The sequence below is a fragment of the Pseudomonas sp. LG1D9 genome (genome assembly GCF_002949995.1).
Lineage (GTDB): Bacteria > Pseudomonadota > Gammaproteobacteria > Pseudomonadales > Pseudomonadaceae > Aquipseudomonas > Aquipseudomonas proteolytica.
Genome location: NZ_CP026881.1, coordinates 3,116,791 through 3,132,959, shown reverse-complemented (window position 1 = coordinate 3,132,959; position 16,169 = coordinate 3,116,791). Strand labels below are relative to the sequence as shown.

At 61.1% G+C, this 16,169-nt stretch carries 18 protein-coding genes and 1 pseudogene; 12 read left to right on the top strand and 7 right to left on the bottom strand.

Translation table 11 applies throughout. The annotated features are described in order from the left end of the window. Positions 1 to 80 precede the first annotated feature (80 nt). The 3 genes from C5F71_RS14825 to C5F71_RS14815 all read right to left on the bottom strand — a co-directional run bounded on the left by C5F71_RS14825 (position 81) and on the right by C5F71_RS14815 (position 1,971). Positions 81 to 1,022 carry a phasin family protein gene (locus tag C5F71_RS14825; RefSeq protein WP_092232869.1) on the bottom strand — a complete coding sequence of 314 codons (942 nt, stop codon included), beginning with the start codon at positions 1,020 to 1,022 and terminating at the stop codon, positions 81 to 83. An 11-nt stretch (positions 1,023 to 1,033) separates the two neighbouring features. After that, positions 1,034 to 1,456, bottom strand: coding sequence for a phasin family protein (locus C5F71_RS14820; protein ID WP_092232866.1), 423 nt, complete (start codon positions 1,454 to 1,456; stop codon positions 1,034 to 1,036). Positions 1,457 to 1,695: 239 nt separating this feature from the next. Then, entirely contained in the window at positions 1,696 to 1,971 is a 276-nt protein-coding gene (locus tag C5F71_RS14815; RefSeq protein WP_029296011.1) for a polyhydroxyalkanoic acid system family protein, read from the bottom strand. A gap of 157 nt (positions 1,972 to 2,128) precedes the next feature. Here C5F71_RS14815 and ubiE point away from each other — a divergent pair, with 157 nt between their 5' ends. From ubiE to C5F71_RS14760, 12 genes and pseudogenes are all read left to right on the top strand, one after another. Beyond that, positions 2,129 to 2,899 carry a bifunctional demethylmenaquinone methyltransferase/2-methoxy-6-polyprenyl-1,4-benzoquinol methylase UbiE gene (gene ubiE / locus C5F71_RS14810; RefSeq protein ID WP_003209306.1) on the top strand — a complete coding sequence of 257 codons (771 nt, stop codon included), beginning with the start codon at positions 2,129 to 2,131 and terminating at the stop codon, positions 2,897 to 2,899. Next, entirely contained in the window at positions 2,899 to 3,522 is a 624-nt protein-coding gene (locus C5F71_RS14805; protein ID WP_029296005.1) for an SCP2 domain-containing protein, read from the top strand. The genes ubiE and C5F71_RS14805 overlap by 1 nt, the downstream gene beginning before the upstream one ends. Further along, the gene (ubiB, locus tag C5F71_RS14800; RefSeq protein WP_070995898.1) at positions 3,519 to 5,123 is read left to right on the top strand and encodes a ubiquinone biosynthesis regulatory protein kinase UbiB; all 1,605 of its coding nucleotides are present in this window, start codon (positions 3,519 to 3,521) and stop codon (positions 5,121 to 5,123) included. The genes C5F71_RS14805 and ubiB overlap by 4 nt, the downstream gene beginning before the upstream one ends. A 64-nt stretch (positions 5,124 to 5,187) precedes the next feature. Continuing rightward, positions 5,188 to 5,580: a phosphoribosyl-AMP cyclohydrolase gene (hisI, locus tag C5F71_RS14795; protein WP_029296001.1), complete on the top strand. Its 393-nt coding sequence runs from the start codon at positions 5,188 to 5,190 to the stop codon at positions 5,578 to 5,580. Between the two features lie 2 nt (positions 5,581 to 5,582). After that, positions 5,583 to 5,915, top strand: coding sequence for a phosphoribosyl-ATP diphosphatase (locus C5F71_RS14790; protein ID WP_029295998.1), 333 nt, complete (start codon positions 5,583 to 5,585; stop codon positions 5,913 to 5,915). A gap of 27 nt (positions 5,916 to 5,942) precedes the next feature. After that, on the top strand, positions 5,943 to 6,221 hold the full coding sequence (locus tag C5F71_RS14785) for a twin-arginine translocase TatA/TatE family subunit (protein WP_070995899.1): 279 nt from the start codon (positions 5,943 to 5,945) through the stop codon (positions 6,219 to 6,221). A 10-nt stretch (positions 6,222 to 6,231) separates the two neighbouring features. Continuing rightward, positions 6,232 to 6,639, top strand: coding sequence for a Sec-independent protein translocase protein TatB (tatB, locus tag C5F71_RS14780; protein WP_104911408.1), 408 nt, complete (start codon positions 6,232 to 6,234; stop codon positions 6,637 to 6,639). Next, positions 6,636 to 7,427, top strand: a complete 792-nt coding sequence (gene tatC / locus C5F71_RS14775; protein WP_029295992.1) for a twin-arginine translocase subunit TatC — start codon at positions 6,636 to 6,638, stop codon at positions 7,425 to 7,427. Before tatB ends, tatC begins: the two co-directional genes overlap by 4 nt. Next, positions 7,424 to 8,131 (top strand): 16S rRNA (uracil(1498)-N(3))-methyltransferase, encoded by a 708-nt coding sequence (locus C5F71_RS14770; protein WP_104911407.1) that lies wholly within the window; start codon positions 7,424 to 7,426, stop codon positions 8,129 to 8,131. Before tatC ends, C5F71_RS14770 begins: the two co-directional genes overlap by 4 nt. Positions 8,132 to 8,323: 192 nt before the next feature. Further along, a pseudogene (locus tag C5F71_RS29705) lies at positions 8,324 to 9,337 on the top strand (methyl-accepting chemotaxis protein); the annotation flags it as partial. A gap of 30 nt (positions 9,338 to 9,367) precedes the next feature. After that, positions 9,368 to 10,240 (top strand): methyl-accepting chemotaxis protein, encoded by an 873-nt coding sequence (locus C5F71_RS29700; protein ID WP_371923394.1) that lies wholly within the window; start codon positions 9,368 to 9,370, stop codon positions 10,238 to 10,240. A 187-nt stretch (positions 10,241 to 10,427) separates the two neighbouring features. After that, complete coding sequence (locus C5F71_RS14760) at positions 10,428 to 12,335, top strand: methyl-accepting chemotaxis protein (protein ID WP_177410405.1); 1,908 nt, start codon at positions 10,428 to 10,430, stop codon at positions 12,333 to 12,335. A 15-nt stretch (positions 12,336 to 12,350) separates the two neighbouring features. Here the strand turns inward: C5F71_RS14760 and C5F71_RS14755 are convergent, their stop codons facing one another. The 4 genes from C5F71_RS14755 to C5F71_RS14740 all read right to left on the bottom strand — a co-directional run bounded on the left by C5F71_RS14755 (position 12,351) and on the right by C5F71_RS14740 (position 16,051). After that, positions 12,351 to 13,085, bottom strand: coding sequence for an amino acid ABC transporter ATP-binding protein (locus tag C5F71_RS14755; protein WP_029295984.1), 735 nt, complete (start codon positions 13,083 to 13,085; stop codon positions 12,351 to 12,353). Next, entirely contained in the window at positions 13,078 to 14,037 is a 960-nt protein-coding gene (locus C5F71_RS14750; RefSeq protein WP_070995902.1) for an amino acid ABC transporter permease, read from the bottom strand. The genes C5F71_RS14755 and C5F71_RS14750 overlap by 8 nt, the downstream gene beginning before the upstream one ends. Before the next feature lie 193 nt (positions 14,038 to 14,230). Then, a complete protein-coding gene (locus C5F71_RS14745; RefSeq protein ID WP_104911404.1) occupies positions 14,231 to 15,028 on the bottom strand; it encodes a transporter substrate-binding domain-containing protein in 798 nt (265 codons plus the stop codon). A 222-nt stretch (positions 15,029 to 15,250) separates the two neighbouring features. Continuing rightward, entirely contained in the window at positions 15,251 to 16,051 is an 801-nt protein-coding gene (locus C5F71_RS14740) for a transporter substrate-binding domain-containing protein (RefSeq protein ID WP_104911403.1), read from the bottom strand. Positions 16,052 to 16,169 lie beyond the last annotated feature (118 nt).

Sequence of the window (16,169 nt, the reverse complement as noted above, 5' to 3'; positions counted from 1 at the left end):
CGCTGGCGAAATAGCTCGTTGCGCACAATAAAAAACGCCCAACCTTTGCAGGCCGGGCGTTTTCAGGTGTCCCGTAACGATCAGGACTGACTGGTAGGCGGGGTTACCGGCGTGACAGTCGGGGTAGCCGCAGCGGGCGTCGGCGCAGTGGCCGAGTTGGTCGCGGATGCCGTCGTTGCGGGTTTGGCCGCAACGGCTGGCTTTGGTGCTGCTGGCTTCTTGGCTACAGCCGGCTTTTTCGCCGCAGGCTTTGCAGCAGGTTTGGCCGCTGCAGGCTTGGCGGCCGGTTTGGCTGCAACGGGCTTGGCCGCAGGTTTCGCCGCAGCGGTTTTTGCCGCTGGCTTGGCTGCTGGCTTGGCGGCCGGTTTCGCGGCTGGCTTGGCCACAGGTTTTGCAGCAGCTTTGGCAGCCACTGGTTTCTTGGCCGCAGGTTTGGCCGCGGCCGTTTTTGCCGCAGGCTTGGCAGCTGCCTTGGCCGCAGGCTTAGCGGCAGGTTTGGCGGCGGCCTTGACCAACGGTTTGGCTGCGGTTTTCGCTGCAGGCTTGGCTGCCGCGGTTTTCGCAACCGGCTTGGCAGCAGGTTTTGCCGCCGCTTTGGCGGGAGCCACTTTGGCGCCGGTCAGTTTCTCGATCTGCTTGGTCAGGGTATCGACCTTGCTGTGCAGTGCCTTCACTTCATTGCGGCTAGGCACGCCCAGGCGCGAAATGGCACTGTTAAGACGCTTGTCGAGTGCACCTTCCAGTTCGCCCCAGGTACCCAGGACCTGTTTTTTGGCATCACTGATACGGGACTTGGCAGAGCTGGCGCTCGCCTTGGCCGCATCGACTTGTTTACCGACGGTGCTCTTGGTCAACTTCTCGGCCTTCTCGCCGTCTTTAACCAAAGTCTCGAAGAGTTTGCTGCCGTCACTGTCGATCTTCGAGTACACGCCTAAACCAGCCAGCCAGATCTTGCGGGAGTATTCTTCAACTTTCCCGACCCAAGAGCTGCCTTCTTTCTGAGTAGTCTTTTTAACAGCCATCCGATGTCTCCTTAGTGTTTACGCGCGACACGTTCGAGCAATGCCGTTAGCTCATCGAGCTTAGCAGAGAGTGTCTCCACGTCATGTTTAGACGCAATGCCGATACGATTCAAGGCACTTGCGACACGCGCATCAAAAGCCTTCTCGACTTTATCCAGTTGCACTTCCACACGACCTTTGACGTCGCAGACATTGCTCTTGACGTAATCAATCTGACTGTTGGCCGCATCAAGTTGTTCATTCACAACTTTTTTGCCTTTGCTTTCAACATGTTGACCGGACTTAACGAGTTCCTTGAAGTACTCGCTGCCTTCGCTGCCGACCTTCGCGTAAGCCCCCAAACCCGCCAACCAGATCTTGCGAGCATAGGTTTTAACCTCACTCAGAGCGTTGTTTTGGGTGTCGATTTTTTTCTTCAAAATAACTTTGGCCATGGTGCACCTCACGCATAAAAGGGTGGAGGAACTGCCCACAGGAGTTGAGGGCTGACTACAAAGTAGGGAGAAAAATTAGAATCGGCACCCTAACAAGCAGCCCTTTCAAAGGCGCTCAAGTACCACTTCGTGCCTAGCAGTGTGCCTTATTGGGGCTGCTGCGCAGCCCAGCGGGGGACGAGCCCCCTCGCCACAACAGCCTGCTTGCCACAGTTGAGTGTTTGCGCTGCAAGTACAGGTCAGGCCAGTGCCTTATCCAGGGCCTTTTCGATTTCCGACTTGATGGTGCCACTCATGGCCGACATCAATAGACCCAGTTCCACCTCGACCCTTAAAGAGTCCTCGGCTACTTTCACCGTGCCTTTGACCCCGGAACGCTTGAGGTTCAGCGTATCGCCGGACCACGACGGCTCAAGGCCGTATTGTTCCTTGAGTTTGTGCGCCAACTTGTCGGCCTTCGCCCTGGCGACTTCTTTGCCAAGTGTATGGGCACGTTCAACCTGTATCCGGGCCATGTGAATGACTCCTCGCTGCAAAGACTTATTGAGCCCCTTGTTTACCCGGCCATGCGGCAAAAGGTCTCGGTGGCGATCTATCTTACCTTCAGCCTTGCCAAGACAAAGCAGGCCCTGGGGATTATCATGTCCCGCATTCTCTTTTGGTGACAGCGATATGACTGATCAGCGCAAAGGCAGCGATGCCGAACCCACCACTCACTTCGGCTTCAAGAACGTCCCGGAAAGCCAGAAAGCGGAAAAAGTCGCTGAAGTGTTCCACTCCGTGGCCGCCAAGTACGACCTGATGAACGACGTACTGTCGGGCGGCATGCACCGCCTGTGGAAACGGTTCACTATCGAGTTGTCGGGCGTGCGCACCGGCAATCGGGTGCTGGACATCGCCGGCGGCACAGGCGACCTGGCAGCCAAGTTCTCCAAGCTCGTTGGCCCTACCGGCCAGGTGGTATTGGCCGACATCAATGGCTCGATGCTCAAGGTGGGCCGCGATCGCCTGCTGGACAAGGGCGTGGCGGGCAATATCGAATTCGTCCAGGCCGACGCTGAAAAGCTGCCGTTCCCCGACAACCATTTCGACTGCGTGACCATCGCCTTCGGCCTGCGCAACGTGACCCATAAAGAAGACGCCCTGCGCTCGATGCTGCGGGTGCTCAAGCCGGGCGGCCGCCTGCTGGTGCTGGAGTTCTCCAAGCCGACCAACGCGCTGATGTCCAAGGTCTACGACACCTACTCGTTCGCCTTCATGCCGTTGATGGGCAAGCTGATCACCAATGACGCCGAAAGCTATCGCTACCTGGCCGAATCGATCCGCATGCACCCGAACCAGGAAACCCTGAAGTCGATGATGGTCGAGGCCGGTTTCGACCGCGTTACCTACCACAACATGACCTCCGGCATCGTTGCCCTGCACCGCGGCATCAAACCCTGATGTTGTTCACGGGCCTTCTCGCCAGCGTCGAACACGGCCTCAACCGTGTCCTGCGCCTGGACAGCACCGCTCTGGCGCGGCTGGCGCACCTCAATGGCAAGATCATTGCCGTCGATTGCACCAGCCCCGCCTTGCAACTGTTCATCCTGCCCAGCGATGAAGGCCTGTTGCTGGCGGCACACTGGGCCGCCGATGCCGACTGCACCCTGCGTGCCTCCGGCTCAAGCCTGCTGCGCCTGGCCATGAGCCGGGACAAGACCGCGATCCTGCACGGCCCGGACGTGGAGCTTGAGGGCGACAGCGCGGTACTGATGGACCTGGCCGCCGTGCTGCAAGACCTGGAGCTGGACTGGGAATACGAGCTGTCCCGCTGGCTCGGCCCCGTGGCCACCCAACTGATCAGCGGGCACCTGCGCAGCCGCTCGCGCTGGTACCAGCAGGGTTTCGCCAGCCTCAATCAAAACCTCGCCGAATACCTGAGCGAAGAATCGCGCACCCTCGTCGGACAACGGGAAGCCGAAGCGCGCTTTCGTGAACTCGACCAGGCCAAACTCGACCTGGAACGGCTTGAGGCGCGCTTCGAGCGCCTGAGCCGCTCCCTTGATCCAAGCGATAACGCATGAAGCTGCTCGCCGTCCGCCGTCTGTTCCGAATCCAACGCGTCGTCATTCGCTACCGCCTCGATGACCTGCTGTTCGCCCTGCCGCTGCCGTGGTTTCTGCTGGCTGTGCGCTACGTGCTGCCGTGGCGCTGGTTCCCGCGCAAGACCCTGGACCTGAGCCGTGGTGCGCGCCTGCGCCTGGCCTTGCAGGACCTGGGGCCGATCTTCATCAAGTTCGGGCAGATCCTGTCCACCCGCCGTGACCTGCTGCCCGAAGATATCGCCGACGAGCTGATGCTGCTGCAAGACCGCGTGCCGCCGTTCGACTCACAGCAATCGATGAAGCTGATCGAAGAACAGCTGGGCAAGAAAATCAGCGAGGTGTTCAGCCGGTTCGACGTCGAGCCCCTGGCCTCGGCTTCGGTCGCCCAGGTGCATGCCGCGCAGCTGAAAACCGGCGAAGAAGTCGTGGTCAAGGTGATCCGCCCCGGCCTCAAGCCGATCATCGGCCAGGACCTGGCGTGGCTGTTCATCCTCGCCCGCGCCGCCGAGCGGTTCTCTGCCGATGCGCGCCTGCTGCACCCGGTGGACGTGGTCGCCGACTACGAAAAAACCATCTACGACGAACTCGACCTGCTGCGCGAGGCGGCCAACGCCAGCCAGCTCAAGCGCAACTTCGAGGGCTCGCCGCTGCTGTATGTGCCGCAGGTGTATTGGGACTGGTGCCGGCCGAAAGTGCTGGTGATGGAGCGTATCTACGGGGTGCAGGTCACCGACCTGGCGACCCTGGCCGACCAGCGCACCGATATGAAGATGCTCGCCGAGCGCGGTGTGGAGATTTTCTTCACCCAGGTATTTCGCGACAGTTTCTTCCACGCCGACATGCACCCCGGCAATATCTTCGTCAGTACGGTGAACCCGTGGAGCCCGCAGTACATCGCCATCGACTGTGGCATCGTCGGCAGTCTCACCCCCGAGGACCAGGACTACCTGGCGCGCAACCTGTTTGCCTTCTTCAAGCGTGACTACCGCCGCGTGGCGCAATTGCACATCGATTCGGGCTGGGTGCCGGCCGAAACCAAGCTCAATGAGTTCGAAGCGGCGATCCGCACCGTGTGCGAGCCGATCTTCGAAAAACCGTTAAAAGATATTTCCTTCGGCCAGGTACTGATGCGCCTGTTCCAGACCGCCCGGCGCTTCAATATGGAAGTGCAGCCGCAACTGGTACTGCTGCAAAAGACCCTGCTCAATATCGAAGGCCTGGGCCGCCAGCTGTACCCGGACCTGGACCTGTGGAACACCGCACAACCGTTCCTTGAGCGCTGGATGCGCGAGCGCGTCAGCCCGAAAACCCTGCTGGGCAACCTGCAAAGCCAGGTCGAGCAACTGCCGCACCTGGCCAACATGACCCGCGATCTGCTCGAGCGCATGTCCCAGCCCCACGCCAAGGACCCGGCGCCGCCGTGGCACCAGCGCAAGGACGACTGGTTCCTGCGCCTGCTGGGCGCGGCGCACCTGGGCGCTGGCGCGGTGCTTGCCGTCGGCGGGCCGTTGCACGAACTGGGTCACTGGCCGGCCGCAATCATGGTCGCCGTGGGCCTTTATCTGGTCGTGCGTCGATAGGCCGACCGGTTATACACTGTTGCACAATGCCGGGGCGGGCCACGCACGGCTGTCGGAGTCGAAGATGAAAGACTGGCTGGACGAGATCAAGTGGGACAGTGACGGCCTGGTGCCAGCCATTGCCCAGGACCACAAGACCGGGCGCATCCTGATGATGGCCTGGATGAACCGCGAGGCCCTGAGCCTGACTGCCGCCGAGCAGCGTGCCATCTACTGGTCACGTTCCCGTGGCAAACTGTGGCGCAAGGGCGAAGAGTCCGGGCATGTGCAAAAACTGCACGAGATGCGCCTGGATTGCGACGCCGATGTGATCGTGCTGATGGTCGAGCAGATCGGCGACATCGCCTGTCATACCGGCCGCCACAGCTGCTTCTACCGGGTGTTCGAGAACGGCGCGTGGAAAACCGTCGAGCCGGTGCTCAAAGACCCGCACGCCATTTACTCGGCAGGACATTGAACATGAGCGATACCCTGAACCGTGTGGCCCAGGTGCTGGAAGACCGCAAAGGTGCGGACGCCGACAGCTCCTATGTCGCCAGCCTGTACCACAAGGGTCTGAACAAGATTCTGGAAAAACTCGGCGAAGAATCCGTCGAGACCATCATCGCCGCCAAGGATGCCGAAATCAGCGGCGACTACAGCGATGTAATCTATGAAACCGCCGACTTGTGGTTCCATAGCCTGGTGATGCTCGCCCAACTGGGGCAGCACCCACAGGCCGTGCTGGATGAACTGGACCGTCGCTTCGGCTTGTCCGGGCACGCCGAAAAGGCCTCGCGCCCGTCCGCCTGAATAACTTTCTGACTGAGGAATTGCAGCATGGGCATTTTTGACTGGAAACACTGGATCGTCATTCTCGTGGTAGTTGTCCTGGTGTTCGGTACCAAGAAACTGAAGAACCTGGGCACCGATGTCGGCGAATCCATCAAGGGCTTTCGCAAGGCCATGAACGACGACGAAAAACCGGCCGATGCCGGCGCCAACCCGATTCCTCCGGCGCAACCTGTACACCCCCAGGCCGCGCAGCCGATCACTGAGCGTCGCACCTTCGACGTACAGGCCGAGAAAGTCGAAGAGCCGTCCCGCAAAGACTCGTGAGCACTGACTAATGTTTGGTATCAGCTTCTCTGAACTGCTGCTCGTCGGCCTTGTTGCCCTGTTGGTGCTGGGGCCTGAACGCCTGCCCGGCGCCGCACGCACGGCCGGCCTGTGGGTCGGGCGCCTGAAACGCAGTTTCAACGCCATCAAACAGGAAGTTGAACGGGAAATCGGCGCCGACGAGATCCGCCGGCAACTGCACAACGAACACATTCTGTCCCTGGAGCAGGAAGCGCGGAAAATCCTCGCGCCCCAGCAACAGGCGCCGACACCGGTTGAGCCGGTGGCCGAGCAGAGCATTGCGCCAGTGGCCCAAACCACCCCGGCCGCAACGCCCGTGCTCCCAGCAGAGCCAGCGCCGACGCCCGCCGCGTCGCCCGCTCCCCACGACCCTACATTGCCGCCGCGAGCCCCATGAGCGCTGATAAACCGGAAAACGACCAGCACATGCCGCTGGTCTCGCACCTCACCGAGTTGCGCACCCGCCTGCTGCGGTGTGTCGCGGCGATCTTCGTGATCTTTGCCGGGCTGTTTGCCTTTACCCAGCAGATCTACACCTTTGTCTCCACGCCGCTGCGCGAGTACCTGCCGGTGGGCGCGACGATGATCGCCACCGACGTATCCTCGCCGTTCCTGACGCCGCTCAAGCTGACGATGATGGTTTCGCTGTTTTTGGCGATCCCGGTGATCCTGCACCAGATCTGGGGCTTTATCGCCCCGGGCCTGTACAAGCATGAAAAGCGCATCGCGGTGCCGCTGCTGGTGTCGAGCATCATGCTGTTCTACACCGGCATGGCGTTTGCGTACTTCCTGGTGTTCCCGCTGATCTTCAAGTTCTTCGCCGCCGCCACCCCGGCCGGCGTGGAAATGATGACCGATATCACCAGCTACCTCGACTTCGTGATGACGCTGTTCTTCGCCTTTGGCGTGGCCTTCGAGATCCCGGTGGCGGTGGTATTGCTGGTGTGGATCGGCGTGGTCGACGTGCAGTACCTGCGCAAGATCCGCCCTTACGTGATCATCGGCTGCTTCGTGGTCGGCATGATCCTGACCCCGCCGGATATCTTCTCGCAAACCTTGCTGGCCGTGCCGATGTGGATGCTGTTTGAAGTAGGCATCCTGTTTGGCAGCCTGGTGAGCAAGCGTGGCGAACACCCGGATGACCAACCCGCCGATGACGACCAGCCGCCAGCGACACAACCGTGAACCTGCTGCTGCTTGAAGACGCCGACTTTATCGCGGCCGACCGGGTGGTGCTGCGTGACCGACGCCTGGTGCACATGCAGCAAGTGCATCGCGCGGCGGTCGGCGACAGCCTGCGCGTGGGGCGCATTGGCGCTCTGATGGGCAATGCCCAGCTGCTGCGCCTGGAAGCGGACGAAGCCGAGCTGCAAATCACCCTCGACCAGCCGCCACCGGCCAAACTGCCACTGACGTTACTGCTGGCCCTGCCGCGCCCGAAAATGCTCCGTCGGGTGTTGCAGACGGTGGCGTCCATGGGCGTGCCACGGGTGGTGCTGGTCAACAGCTATCGGGTCGAGAAGAGCTTCTGGCAGACGCCCTTCCTGGAGCCCGAAGCGGTTCGCGAGCAACTGATCCTTGGCCTGGAACAGGCCCGGGATACCGTGTTGCCCGAGATCATCATCGAAAAGCGCTTCAAGCCCTTCGTCGAAGACCGCCTGCCGGCCCTGGCCCAGGGCACCCTTGGCCTGGTCGGGCACCCCGGCACTTACCCGCCCTGCCCTCGCGATGTGGATGAGCCGGTGACCCTGGCCATCGGCCCCGAAGGTGGCTGGATCCCCTATGAGGTGGATTTGCTGGCCAAGGCCGGGTTGCAGCCGGTGCAGCTGGGTGCGCGGATCCTGCGGGTAGAAACCGCCGTCACCGCGCTGCTGGCCCGCCTCTTCTAACCCGCTCTGATAGACCACTGAAATCTCTTGTAGGAGCGAGCTTGCTCGCGAAAAACTTGAGAGCCGCGCGTTCATTTGGCAAGTACCCGTTATCGTTGACGATTTTCGCGAGCAAGCTCGCTCCTACAGAATCGCGCGTGCATGCCGATACCCTCAGGATAAGTCCAAGCCTTGTTCAGGGGAGTTCACCGCATGCACCGTTGGCTAGCTGAAAAACTGGGAAATGTGAGCGTCAATCGCAAGTTGAGCGTGGGCTTTGGCCTGGTGTTGCTCCTCACGCTTCTGATCACCTTCACTGGCTGGACGGGCCTTAGCGGCGTGATCAGCCGGGGCGATAAACTGGGCTTTATTTCCAGCCTCAATGAACTGACCAAAGACCTGCGCCAGGCCCGCCTGGACTATGAAATGCGCCGTGGCGAACAGGGTCCCGGGCTGGTCAACGAGCTGATGGAAAAACTCGACAGCGGCCTCAAGACCGCGCGTAGCCAGATCGAGCAGCCGGCCGATATTGCCGTCATCGATGAGCAACTGGCGGCCGTCGCCAAGTATCGACAGGCCTTCGCTGCCATGGTCCAGGCTGGCGCCCATCGCGAAGACGCCCGCAGCAAACTCGGCGCCACCGCTGACAACGCCGTCGCCCGCGTGTCGGAGATCGAAAAGAGCCTGCTGCAAGGCGACAGCGTCAGCCAATTCAACAGCGTGATCGACTTGAGCAAGTTGATCCAACAGGCGCGCTTCCAGGTACGTGGCTACACCTATAGCGCCAAGGTCGAGGCCGAGCAGCCGGCCCTGGACGCCATTGCCAACGCCCTGAAAAACGCCGACAGCCTGCGCAGTCAATTGCCGGAGCAATACAGCGCCAACCTGCAAGAGGCCAGCGACTCCCTAAAGGCCTACCTCGCGGCAGTCAGCCAGTTCCGTGATTCCCAGGTGGCCAGCGCCGCAGCCCTCAAGGCCATGGCTGAACAAGGCGACCTGCTGTTCGACCGCAGCAAAAAACTCACAGCCTCACAAACCATCATCCGCGACGCCGACGCTGCACAGGCCAAGTTCCTGTTGATGCTCGCCACCGCCCTGGCGCTGGTCTTCGGCATCGTGGCGGCCTGGGCGATCACCCGCCAGATCGTGATTCCACTGAGCCAGACCCTCAAGGTCGCCGAGCGGGTCGCTGCCGGTGACCTGACCCACGACCTGGTCTCGCAACGCCAGGACGAACTGGGCCAACTGCAACGTGCCATGCAAAGCATGACCATGGGCCTGCGCGACTTGATCGGCGGGATCAGCGACGGCGTGACGCAGATCGCCAGTGCTGCCGAAGAATTGTCGGCCGTTACCGAGCAGACCAGCGCCGGGGTCAACAGCCAGAAGGTCGAGACTGACCAGGTCGCCACCGCCATGAACGAAATGGCCGCCACCGTGCAGGAAGTGGCGCGCAATGCCGAAGAGGCTTCCGAAGCCGCCGTCGCCGCCGACCAACAGGCCCGCGAAGGTGACAGAGTGGTCGGCGAGGCCATCGCCCAGATCGAGCGCCTGGCCGGCGAAGTCGGCAACTCCACCGAGGCCATGGGCCATCTCAAGCGCGAAAGCGACAAGATCGGCAGCGTCCTGGACGTGATCAAGTCCGTGGCCCAACAAACCAACCTGCTGGCACTCAACGCCGCTATTGAAGCCGCACGCGCCGGGGAAGCCGGTCGTGGCTTCGCGGTGGTGGCCGATGAGGTGCGCAGCCTGGCGCAACGCACGCAGAAATCCACCGAGGAAATCGAAGAACTGATCGTCGGCCTGCAAAGTGGCACCCAACAAGTGGCGACCATCATGGACAACAGCCGCAGCCTCACCGACAGCAGCGTCGAGCTGACCCGCCGGGCCGGCAATGCCCTGGAAAACATCACTCGCACGGTTTCGGCGATCCAGGCCATGAACCAGCAGATCGCCACCGCCGCCGAGCAACAGAGCGCGGTGGCCGAAGAGATCAACCGCAGCGTGCTGAATGTGCGTGATGTGTCGGAGCAGACCGCAGCGGCCAGTGAAGAGACCGCCGCCTCCAGTACCGAACTGGCGCGCCTGGGCACCCATCTGCAGGCACTGGTCGGCCGCTTCCGGGTTTGATACCTGCCCTTCGCGGCGATCCGTCCGGGTCGCCGCTTAAAGCTTGTGAAGTTTCCTACATTCTTTTCAGACCGTGATCCATACGCCCGGCGCCCAACGGAACTAGCGTTCAAATGGGTTCACTGTGTCCACGCCCTTCGGCGCCCCGGTACAGCGAACGCCTTTGTTCACTTGCCGGAGGTTGACCATGCTTCGTCGAATGACTCAACTGCTGGGTGACGCCAGCGTCACCCTCAAACTGGTTCTGGGTTTTGCCTTGGTCTTGGCCCTGAGCCTGGTGATTGCCCTCACCGGCTGGCAGGCCCTGGCCGCCTCGCTCTACCGTTCGCAGACCCTGAGCGTACTGGCGCAACTGGCGGTGACCGGCGAAGAGCTGCGGGCCGACCGCATCGTCTACCGCACCCTTGACGATGAGGCCAGCCTGAAAAAACTCAGCCTTTCCATAGAGCGGGTCGACGGGTATCTGGCCGAGGTTACAACACGCGTCACGGTAGCCAAGCCGCTCCAATACCTGCAAAGCATGGTCAGTATTTCCGGCCAGTTCAAAACCACGCTCAAGGATGTACCGGCACTGGTCAAGCAGCGGGAAACCGCCCGTGAACAATTGAAGCAAAGCACGATCGACGGCGGTGACGCCCTGTCCCAATTGGCCAGCGACCTACCCGATCAAGAAGACCAGAAAGCCCTCGATACCGTCGAGGATTTGCGCCTGGCCATCGAACAGGCCGAAGACCGCGCCACAAGCCCGGCCTGGGCCGCCAGTTCCCTGGATGCCTATGCCCAGGCCGTCAGCGACGCGCAACGCAGCCTCGAACTGGCCCAGGCCGCCGTAGAGAAGTTACCGGTGGACAGCGGCGCATTGAAAAATGTCGTACTCAGCATCCGCACCCACCTGACACGCCTGCGCGATACCCAACTCAACACCGAAAAGGCGCAAAACCTGCTGGAGCAGCAACTGGACCAACTGTTGGCACAAAGTGACCTGCTCAGTCAGGACCAGACCGAGCGTCGCAACCAAGAGGCGGAAAATGCCCGCACCCAAACCGTTGCCATCACTGCTGCAGCCTTGCTGTTCGGCGCCCTGGCGGCCTGGGTGATTGCCGGGCAGATCGTAAAACCGCTACGCCGGGCGCTGGCCGTGGCCAACCGCATCGCCGATGGAGACCTGAGCCACGATGTGCAAACCCGGCGCCGGGATGAACTGGGTCAGTTGCAATGCAGCATGGCGCAAATGACCCTCAACCTGCGGAGCCTAATCGGCAGCATCAGCGACAATGCCCGGCAGATCGCCAGCGCCGCCGAAGAGCTTTCGGCCGTCACCGAGCAAACCCGCGCGGGCGTCAGCAATCAGCGCGACGAAACCGAGCAGGTAGCGACCGCCATGAACCAGATGCTCGCCACCGCCCAGGAAGTGGCCCGGCATGCCGAACAGGCCGCGATTGCCGCCAGCCAGGCCAATCAGCAGACCGAACTGGGGGACCAGGTGGTGACAGATGCAGTGGCGCACATTGAACACCTCGCCCACGAGATGGCGCGCTCAAGCCAGGCGATGCTGGGCCTGCAACGGGAAAGCCAGAAGATCGGCAGCGTGCTGGAGGTGATCAAGTCGGTGTCCCAGCAGACCAACCTACTGGCGCTCAATGCGGCGATCGAGGCCGCCCGCGCCGGGGAAGCCGGCCAAGGCTTTGCCGTGGTCGCTGACGAAGTGCGCAGCCTTGCCCAACGCACCCAGCAGTCTGCCGAGGAAATCGAAGAGCTGATTGGCGGGCTGCACAGTGGCACGCAACAGGTTGCCGATATCATGGACAACAGCCGCACCCTGACCGATCGCAGTGTCGGCCTGACGCGCAACGCCGGGGATGCCCTGACGGAAATCGCGCGCACTGTGCTGCTCATCCAGGAAATGAATCCACAGATCGCCGCCGCCGCCGAGCAGCAAAGTGCGGTGGCCGAAGAGATCAATCGCAGCGTGTTGAAAGTGCGGGATGTGTCGGAACAAACCGCCGCGGCCAGCGAACAGACAGCGGCGGCAAGTATTGAACTGGCCCGATTGGGCAGCAATCTTCAGAAGTGCGTGGGCAAGTTCAAGGTTTGAACCTGCCCCCGCGACTTACAGGACCTGACGCAAGAACGCCTGTGCCCGTGGATCCTTCGGCGAATCGAAGAACTGCGCGGGCGCAGCATCTTCCAGCAGTTTGCCGTGATCGAAAAACAACACCCGATCCGCCACTTCCCGGGCAAAGCCCATTTCGTGGGTGACGCAGACCATGGTCATGCCTTCCAGGGCCAGGGTTTTCATGACATCCAGCACTTCGCCGACCATTTCCGGGTCCAGTGCCGAAGTGGGCTCGTCAAACAACATGACCTTGGGTTCCATGGCCAACGCCCGGGCAATCGCCACACGCTGTTGCTGGCCACCGGAAAGCCGCGAGGGGAACTCGTTGGCTTTCTGTGCAATGCCGACCTTTTCCAGCAACGCCAGGGCCTTGGCCTCACGCTCTTTCTTGCCGCGCTTGCGCACGACTTTCTGCGCTAGGCACAGGTTCTCCAGGACGGTCATGTGCGGGAACAGGTTGAAGTGCTGGAACACCATGCCGACTTCGCGACGATAGGCGTTCACATCGGTCTTGGGGTCGGCCAGTTGCAAGCCGTCGATGCTCACCGAGCCTGAGTCGAACTCCTCCAGGCCATTGAGGCAGCGCAGGAACGTCGACTTACCAGAGCCAGATGGGCCGATTACTACCAGCACTTCGCCCTTGGCCACCTGGGTGGTGACGTGATCCACGGCGCGGACCACATGCCCACGGGTGTCGAAGACTTTTACCAGATCGCGGACTTCAATCACTTTGCGCGAGCCTCCGCTCAAGCCGGCTGGCCATTTTCGACAGCGGCAGGTTGATCAGCAGGTACAGGCCTGCGACACAGAACAGGATTTCAAACGGCGAGAACGAGGTGGTGATGACCTCGCGACCGCTCTTGAGCAGCTCGGTAATGGCGATCACCGAGACCAGCGAGGTGTCCTTGACCAGGCTGATAAACTGCCCGGCCAACGGCGGCAGCACGCGTTTGAAGGCCTGCGGCAACACCACGTGGCGCATCGACTGGCTGGCGCTCAAGCCCAGGGACCGGGCCGCTTCGCCTTGGCCACGGGCAATCGACTGCACACCGGCACGCACGATTTCCGCCACGTAGGCGCCGGTAAACAGCGACAGCGCGGCAATACCGGCGAACTCGCGGGACAGGTTCAATACCGTGCCGATAAAGAAGTAGAAAATGAAGATCTGCACCAATAGCGGCGTGCCGCGTACCAGTTCGACGTAGATCGTCGACAGATCGCGTAGGGTCGGGTTATTCGACAACCGACACAGGCCCGTCGCTAGGCCAATCAACAAGCCCAATACCCCCGAGACCAGCGACAGCCACAGGGTGGTCCACAAGCCCCACATCAACGGGCCCAGCGCCCAGTGCCGGGTCACACCGATCACATCGCCTTCGGCCACATCGTCGCCACGGGCCACTTGCAGGCTGTTTTCGGCCACCGTCAGGTGCTGCTCGGCGCCGGCGTCGTTGCGCAAGGTAACTTCAGCAACGTCGCCCTTGCGTACCAACTCGACCACGGTGGAAATATCCGCCGCCCGCTTGGACTCTTCAGCCTGGTAGGCGAAGTATTGCGGCACGCGGTTCCAGCGCCATTCGTAGGACATCAGCGAGGTGGCGTAGTACAACGCGCCGGCCAGGCCGACCAGCACCAGCACGGTCAGCAAGTGCCAGGGCCATTGGGCTTTTTTCTGTTTCATTGCTCAACATCCATCAAGGTCGGGGCAAGCCCCTCTGTGGCGAGGGGGCTGTCGTGGCGAGGGGGCTTGTCCCCCGCTGGGTGGCGAAGCCGCCCAAAAACCACCCCCTGCGGTCTATCTGATACAGCTGGGTAAGCCTTGCAGGGGCGGCTTCGCCACCCAGCGGGGGACAAGCCCCCTCGCCACAGCGCTCTTATTCCATGTCCTTGAGCCACTCGGAGCTCTTGAACCACTTGTCATGGATGCGATCGTAGGTGCCGTCGTGCTTGATCTGGTGCAGGAAGTTGTTGATGAAGTTGACGCTGTCGTAATCACCCTTCTTCAGGCCAAATGCCAGAGGCTCGTAGGTGAACGGTTCTTCGAGGTACACCAGCTTGCCATTGCCGACTTTTTTCTCGGCAACCACGTTGTACGGCGCGTCGTAGACAAAGGCGTCGGCCTTGCCGTTGACCACATCAAGCACACCTTCCTGCTCGTTGTCGTAGCCGTGGTACTTGGCCTTGGAGATCAGCTTCTTGGCCACCATCTCGCCGGTGGTACCGAGCTTGGAGGTCAGGCGGTATTTCTCGTCATTCAGGTCTTTATAGGACTTGATGGTGCCTTCCAGGTCCTTGCGGATCAGCAGGGTCTGGCCAACCACGATGAACGGTTCGCTGAAGTTCAGGCGCAGGTTACGCTCCTGGGTCAGGGTCATGCCGCTGCCGATCATGTCGAACTTGCCGGTCAGGAAGGCCGGGATAATGCCGTCGTAACCGGTGGAGACCAGTTCCAGCTTGACCCCCATGGACTTGGCCATCGCCTTGAGCAGGTCGACTTCGAAACCAATGATTTCGCCGCGCTTGTTGGTCATCTCGAACGGCATGTAGGTCGGATCCATACCGACTTTCAAGGTGCCGCGCTTGACCGCGTCGTCAATCGCACCGGCCTGGGCCGTATTGACTGCCAGCAAGGCTGTAACACCGAGCATGAGCATCGAAAGATACTTTTTCATCACCAAGTCCCCTGACTCATTTTATTTTGATGCAGGCCTTAGCACGCCTGCACTATTTCTTCGGGGAGCGATGCTAACCCACTCGCCCACCGGCACAAAGGTCTAGCCGGGATTTGTTGGCGGATATGACAGAAAAACCCTACAAAACCCCGGAGAAAAGCGCAGTTAGACGGTTTACCACAGGGGGCCAGGCTCTAGAACTTATGTAAGCAGTTGTGACCATCATTCGATCTCCGACAACCAGTCCGTGTCCCGGAACCACTTGTCATGCAGCCGATCGTAGGTGCCGTCCTGGGCAATCTGATTCAGGAAGTGATTGATCCAGTTCAGGCTGTCGTAATCGCCCTTTTTCACCCCAAACGCCAGGGGTTCATAGGTAAAAGGCTGTTCCAGGGCCAGCAGCCCGTGGTTTTGCGGCTTGGCCAGGGCAATCAGGTTATAGGGCGCATCGTGGATAAATGCATCCACCTCGCCGCTGACCACCTGACGTACGCCTTCCTCCGCCGTGGCAAAGCTGCGCAGCTGTGCAGCCCCCAGGAAGCGACGCGCCGCGGCTTCGCCCGTGGTGCCGTCTGCGGCAGCAATGCGATAGCCGGCTTCGTTCAAGTCTTCAATGCTGCCGACCTTGCCGGCCAGGCGCGGGTGGAGCAGGACGGTCTGGCCGACAATGATGAACGAATCACTGAAGTTGAGTTGCAGGTTGCGCTCCTGGGTCACGGTCATGCCGCTGCCGATCAGGTCGAAGCGGCCGGCCAGCAGGCCCGGGATCAGTTCGGTATAGGCCACCGGGACCCATTCCAGCGTCACCCCCAAGGCATTGCTCATCTCTTCGAGCAGGTCGGCTTCAAAGCCAATCACACGCCCGTGCTTGTCGGTCATTTCAAAGGGCACGTAGTTGGGGTCGGTCCCCACTTTCAGTACCCCGCGCCGCACGGCCTCATCGATGGCGCCTGCCTGTGCCACCTGCACCTGCAGAAACGCGATAAAGCCCAGCAGCAGTATCGACCAGTAACCCTTGACCATGAAAAGCCCCTTTTTCATTAAGCAGCCGCGCACCGGGCGTTGCGGATTCAGCGCAAACCAGAGGCGGTCTATTCAGATTTGGGGGGCGATCCTAACCCACTGGCAGGCACGGCAATAC

Bases quoted from the DNA above. Each gene is read 5' to 3' on its own strand.
- C5F71_RS29700 (WP_371923394.1), top strand. From the start codon at position 9,368: ATGCAAAGCATGACCATGGGCCTGCGCGACTTGATCGGCGGGATCAGC.
- C5F71_RS14820 (WP_092232866.1), bottom strand. From the start codon at position 1,456: ATGGCCAAAGTTATTTTGAAGAAAAAAATCGACACCCAAAACAACGCT.
- ubiE (WP_003209306.1), top strand. From the start codon at position 2,129: ATGACTGATCAGCGCAAAGGCAGCGATGCCGAACCCACCACTCACTTC.
- C5F71_RS14740 (WP_104911403.1), bottom strand. From the start codon at position 16,051: ATGGTCAAGGGTTACTGGTCGATACTGCTGCTGGGCTTTATCGCGTTT.
- C5F71_RS14790 (WP_029295998.1), top strand. From the start codon at position 5,583: ATGAGCGATACCCTGAACCGTGTGGCCCAGGTGCTGGAAGACCGCAAA.
- ubiB (WP_070995898.1), top strand. From the start codon at position 3,519: ATGAAGCTGCTCGCCGTCCGCCGTCTGTTCCGAATCCAACGCGTCGTC.
- C5F71_RS14785 (WP_070995899.1), top strand. From the start codon at position 5,943: ATGGGCATTTTTGACTGGAAACACTGGATCGTCATTCTCGTGGTAGTT.
- tatB (WP_104911408.1), top strand. From the start codon at position 6,232: ATGTTTGGTATCAGCTTCTCTGAACTGCTGCTCGTCGGCCTTGTTGCC.
- C5F71_RS14815 (WP_029296011.1), bottom strand. From the start codon at position 1,971: ATGGCCCGGATACAGGTTGAACGTGCCCATACACTTGGCAAAGAAGTC.
- tatC (WP_029295992.1), top strand. From the start codon at position 6,636: ATGAGCGCTGATAAACCGGAAAACGACCAGCACATGCCGCTGGTCTCG.
- C5F71_RS14805 (WP_029296005.1), top strand. From the start codon at position 2,899: ATGTTGTTCACGGGCCTTCTCGCCAGCGTCGAACACGGCCTCAACCGT.
- C5F71_RS14760 (WP_177410405.1), top strand. From the start codon at position 10,428: ATGCTTCGTCGAATGACTCAACTGCTGGGTGACGCCAGCGTCACCCTC.
- C5F71_RS14825 (WP_092232869.1), bottom strand. From the start codon at position 1,022: ATGGCTGTTAAAAAGACTACTCAGAAAGAAGGCAGCTCTTGGGTCGGG.
- C5F71_RS14745 (WP_104911404.1), bottom strand. From the start codon at position 15,028: ATGAAAAAGTATCTTTCGATGCTCATGCTCGGTGTTACAGCCTTGCTG.
- C5F71_RS14750 (WP_070995902.1), bottom strand. From the start codon at position 14,037: ATGAAACAGAAAAAAGCCCAATGGCCCTGGCACTTGCTGACCGTGCTG.
- hisI (WP_029296001.1), top strand. From the start codon at position 5,188: ATGAAAGACTGGCTGGACGAGATCAAGTGGGACAGTGACGGCCTGGTG.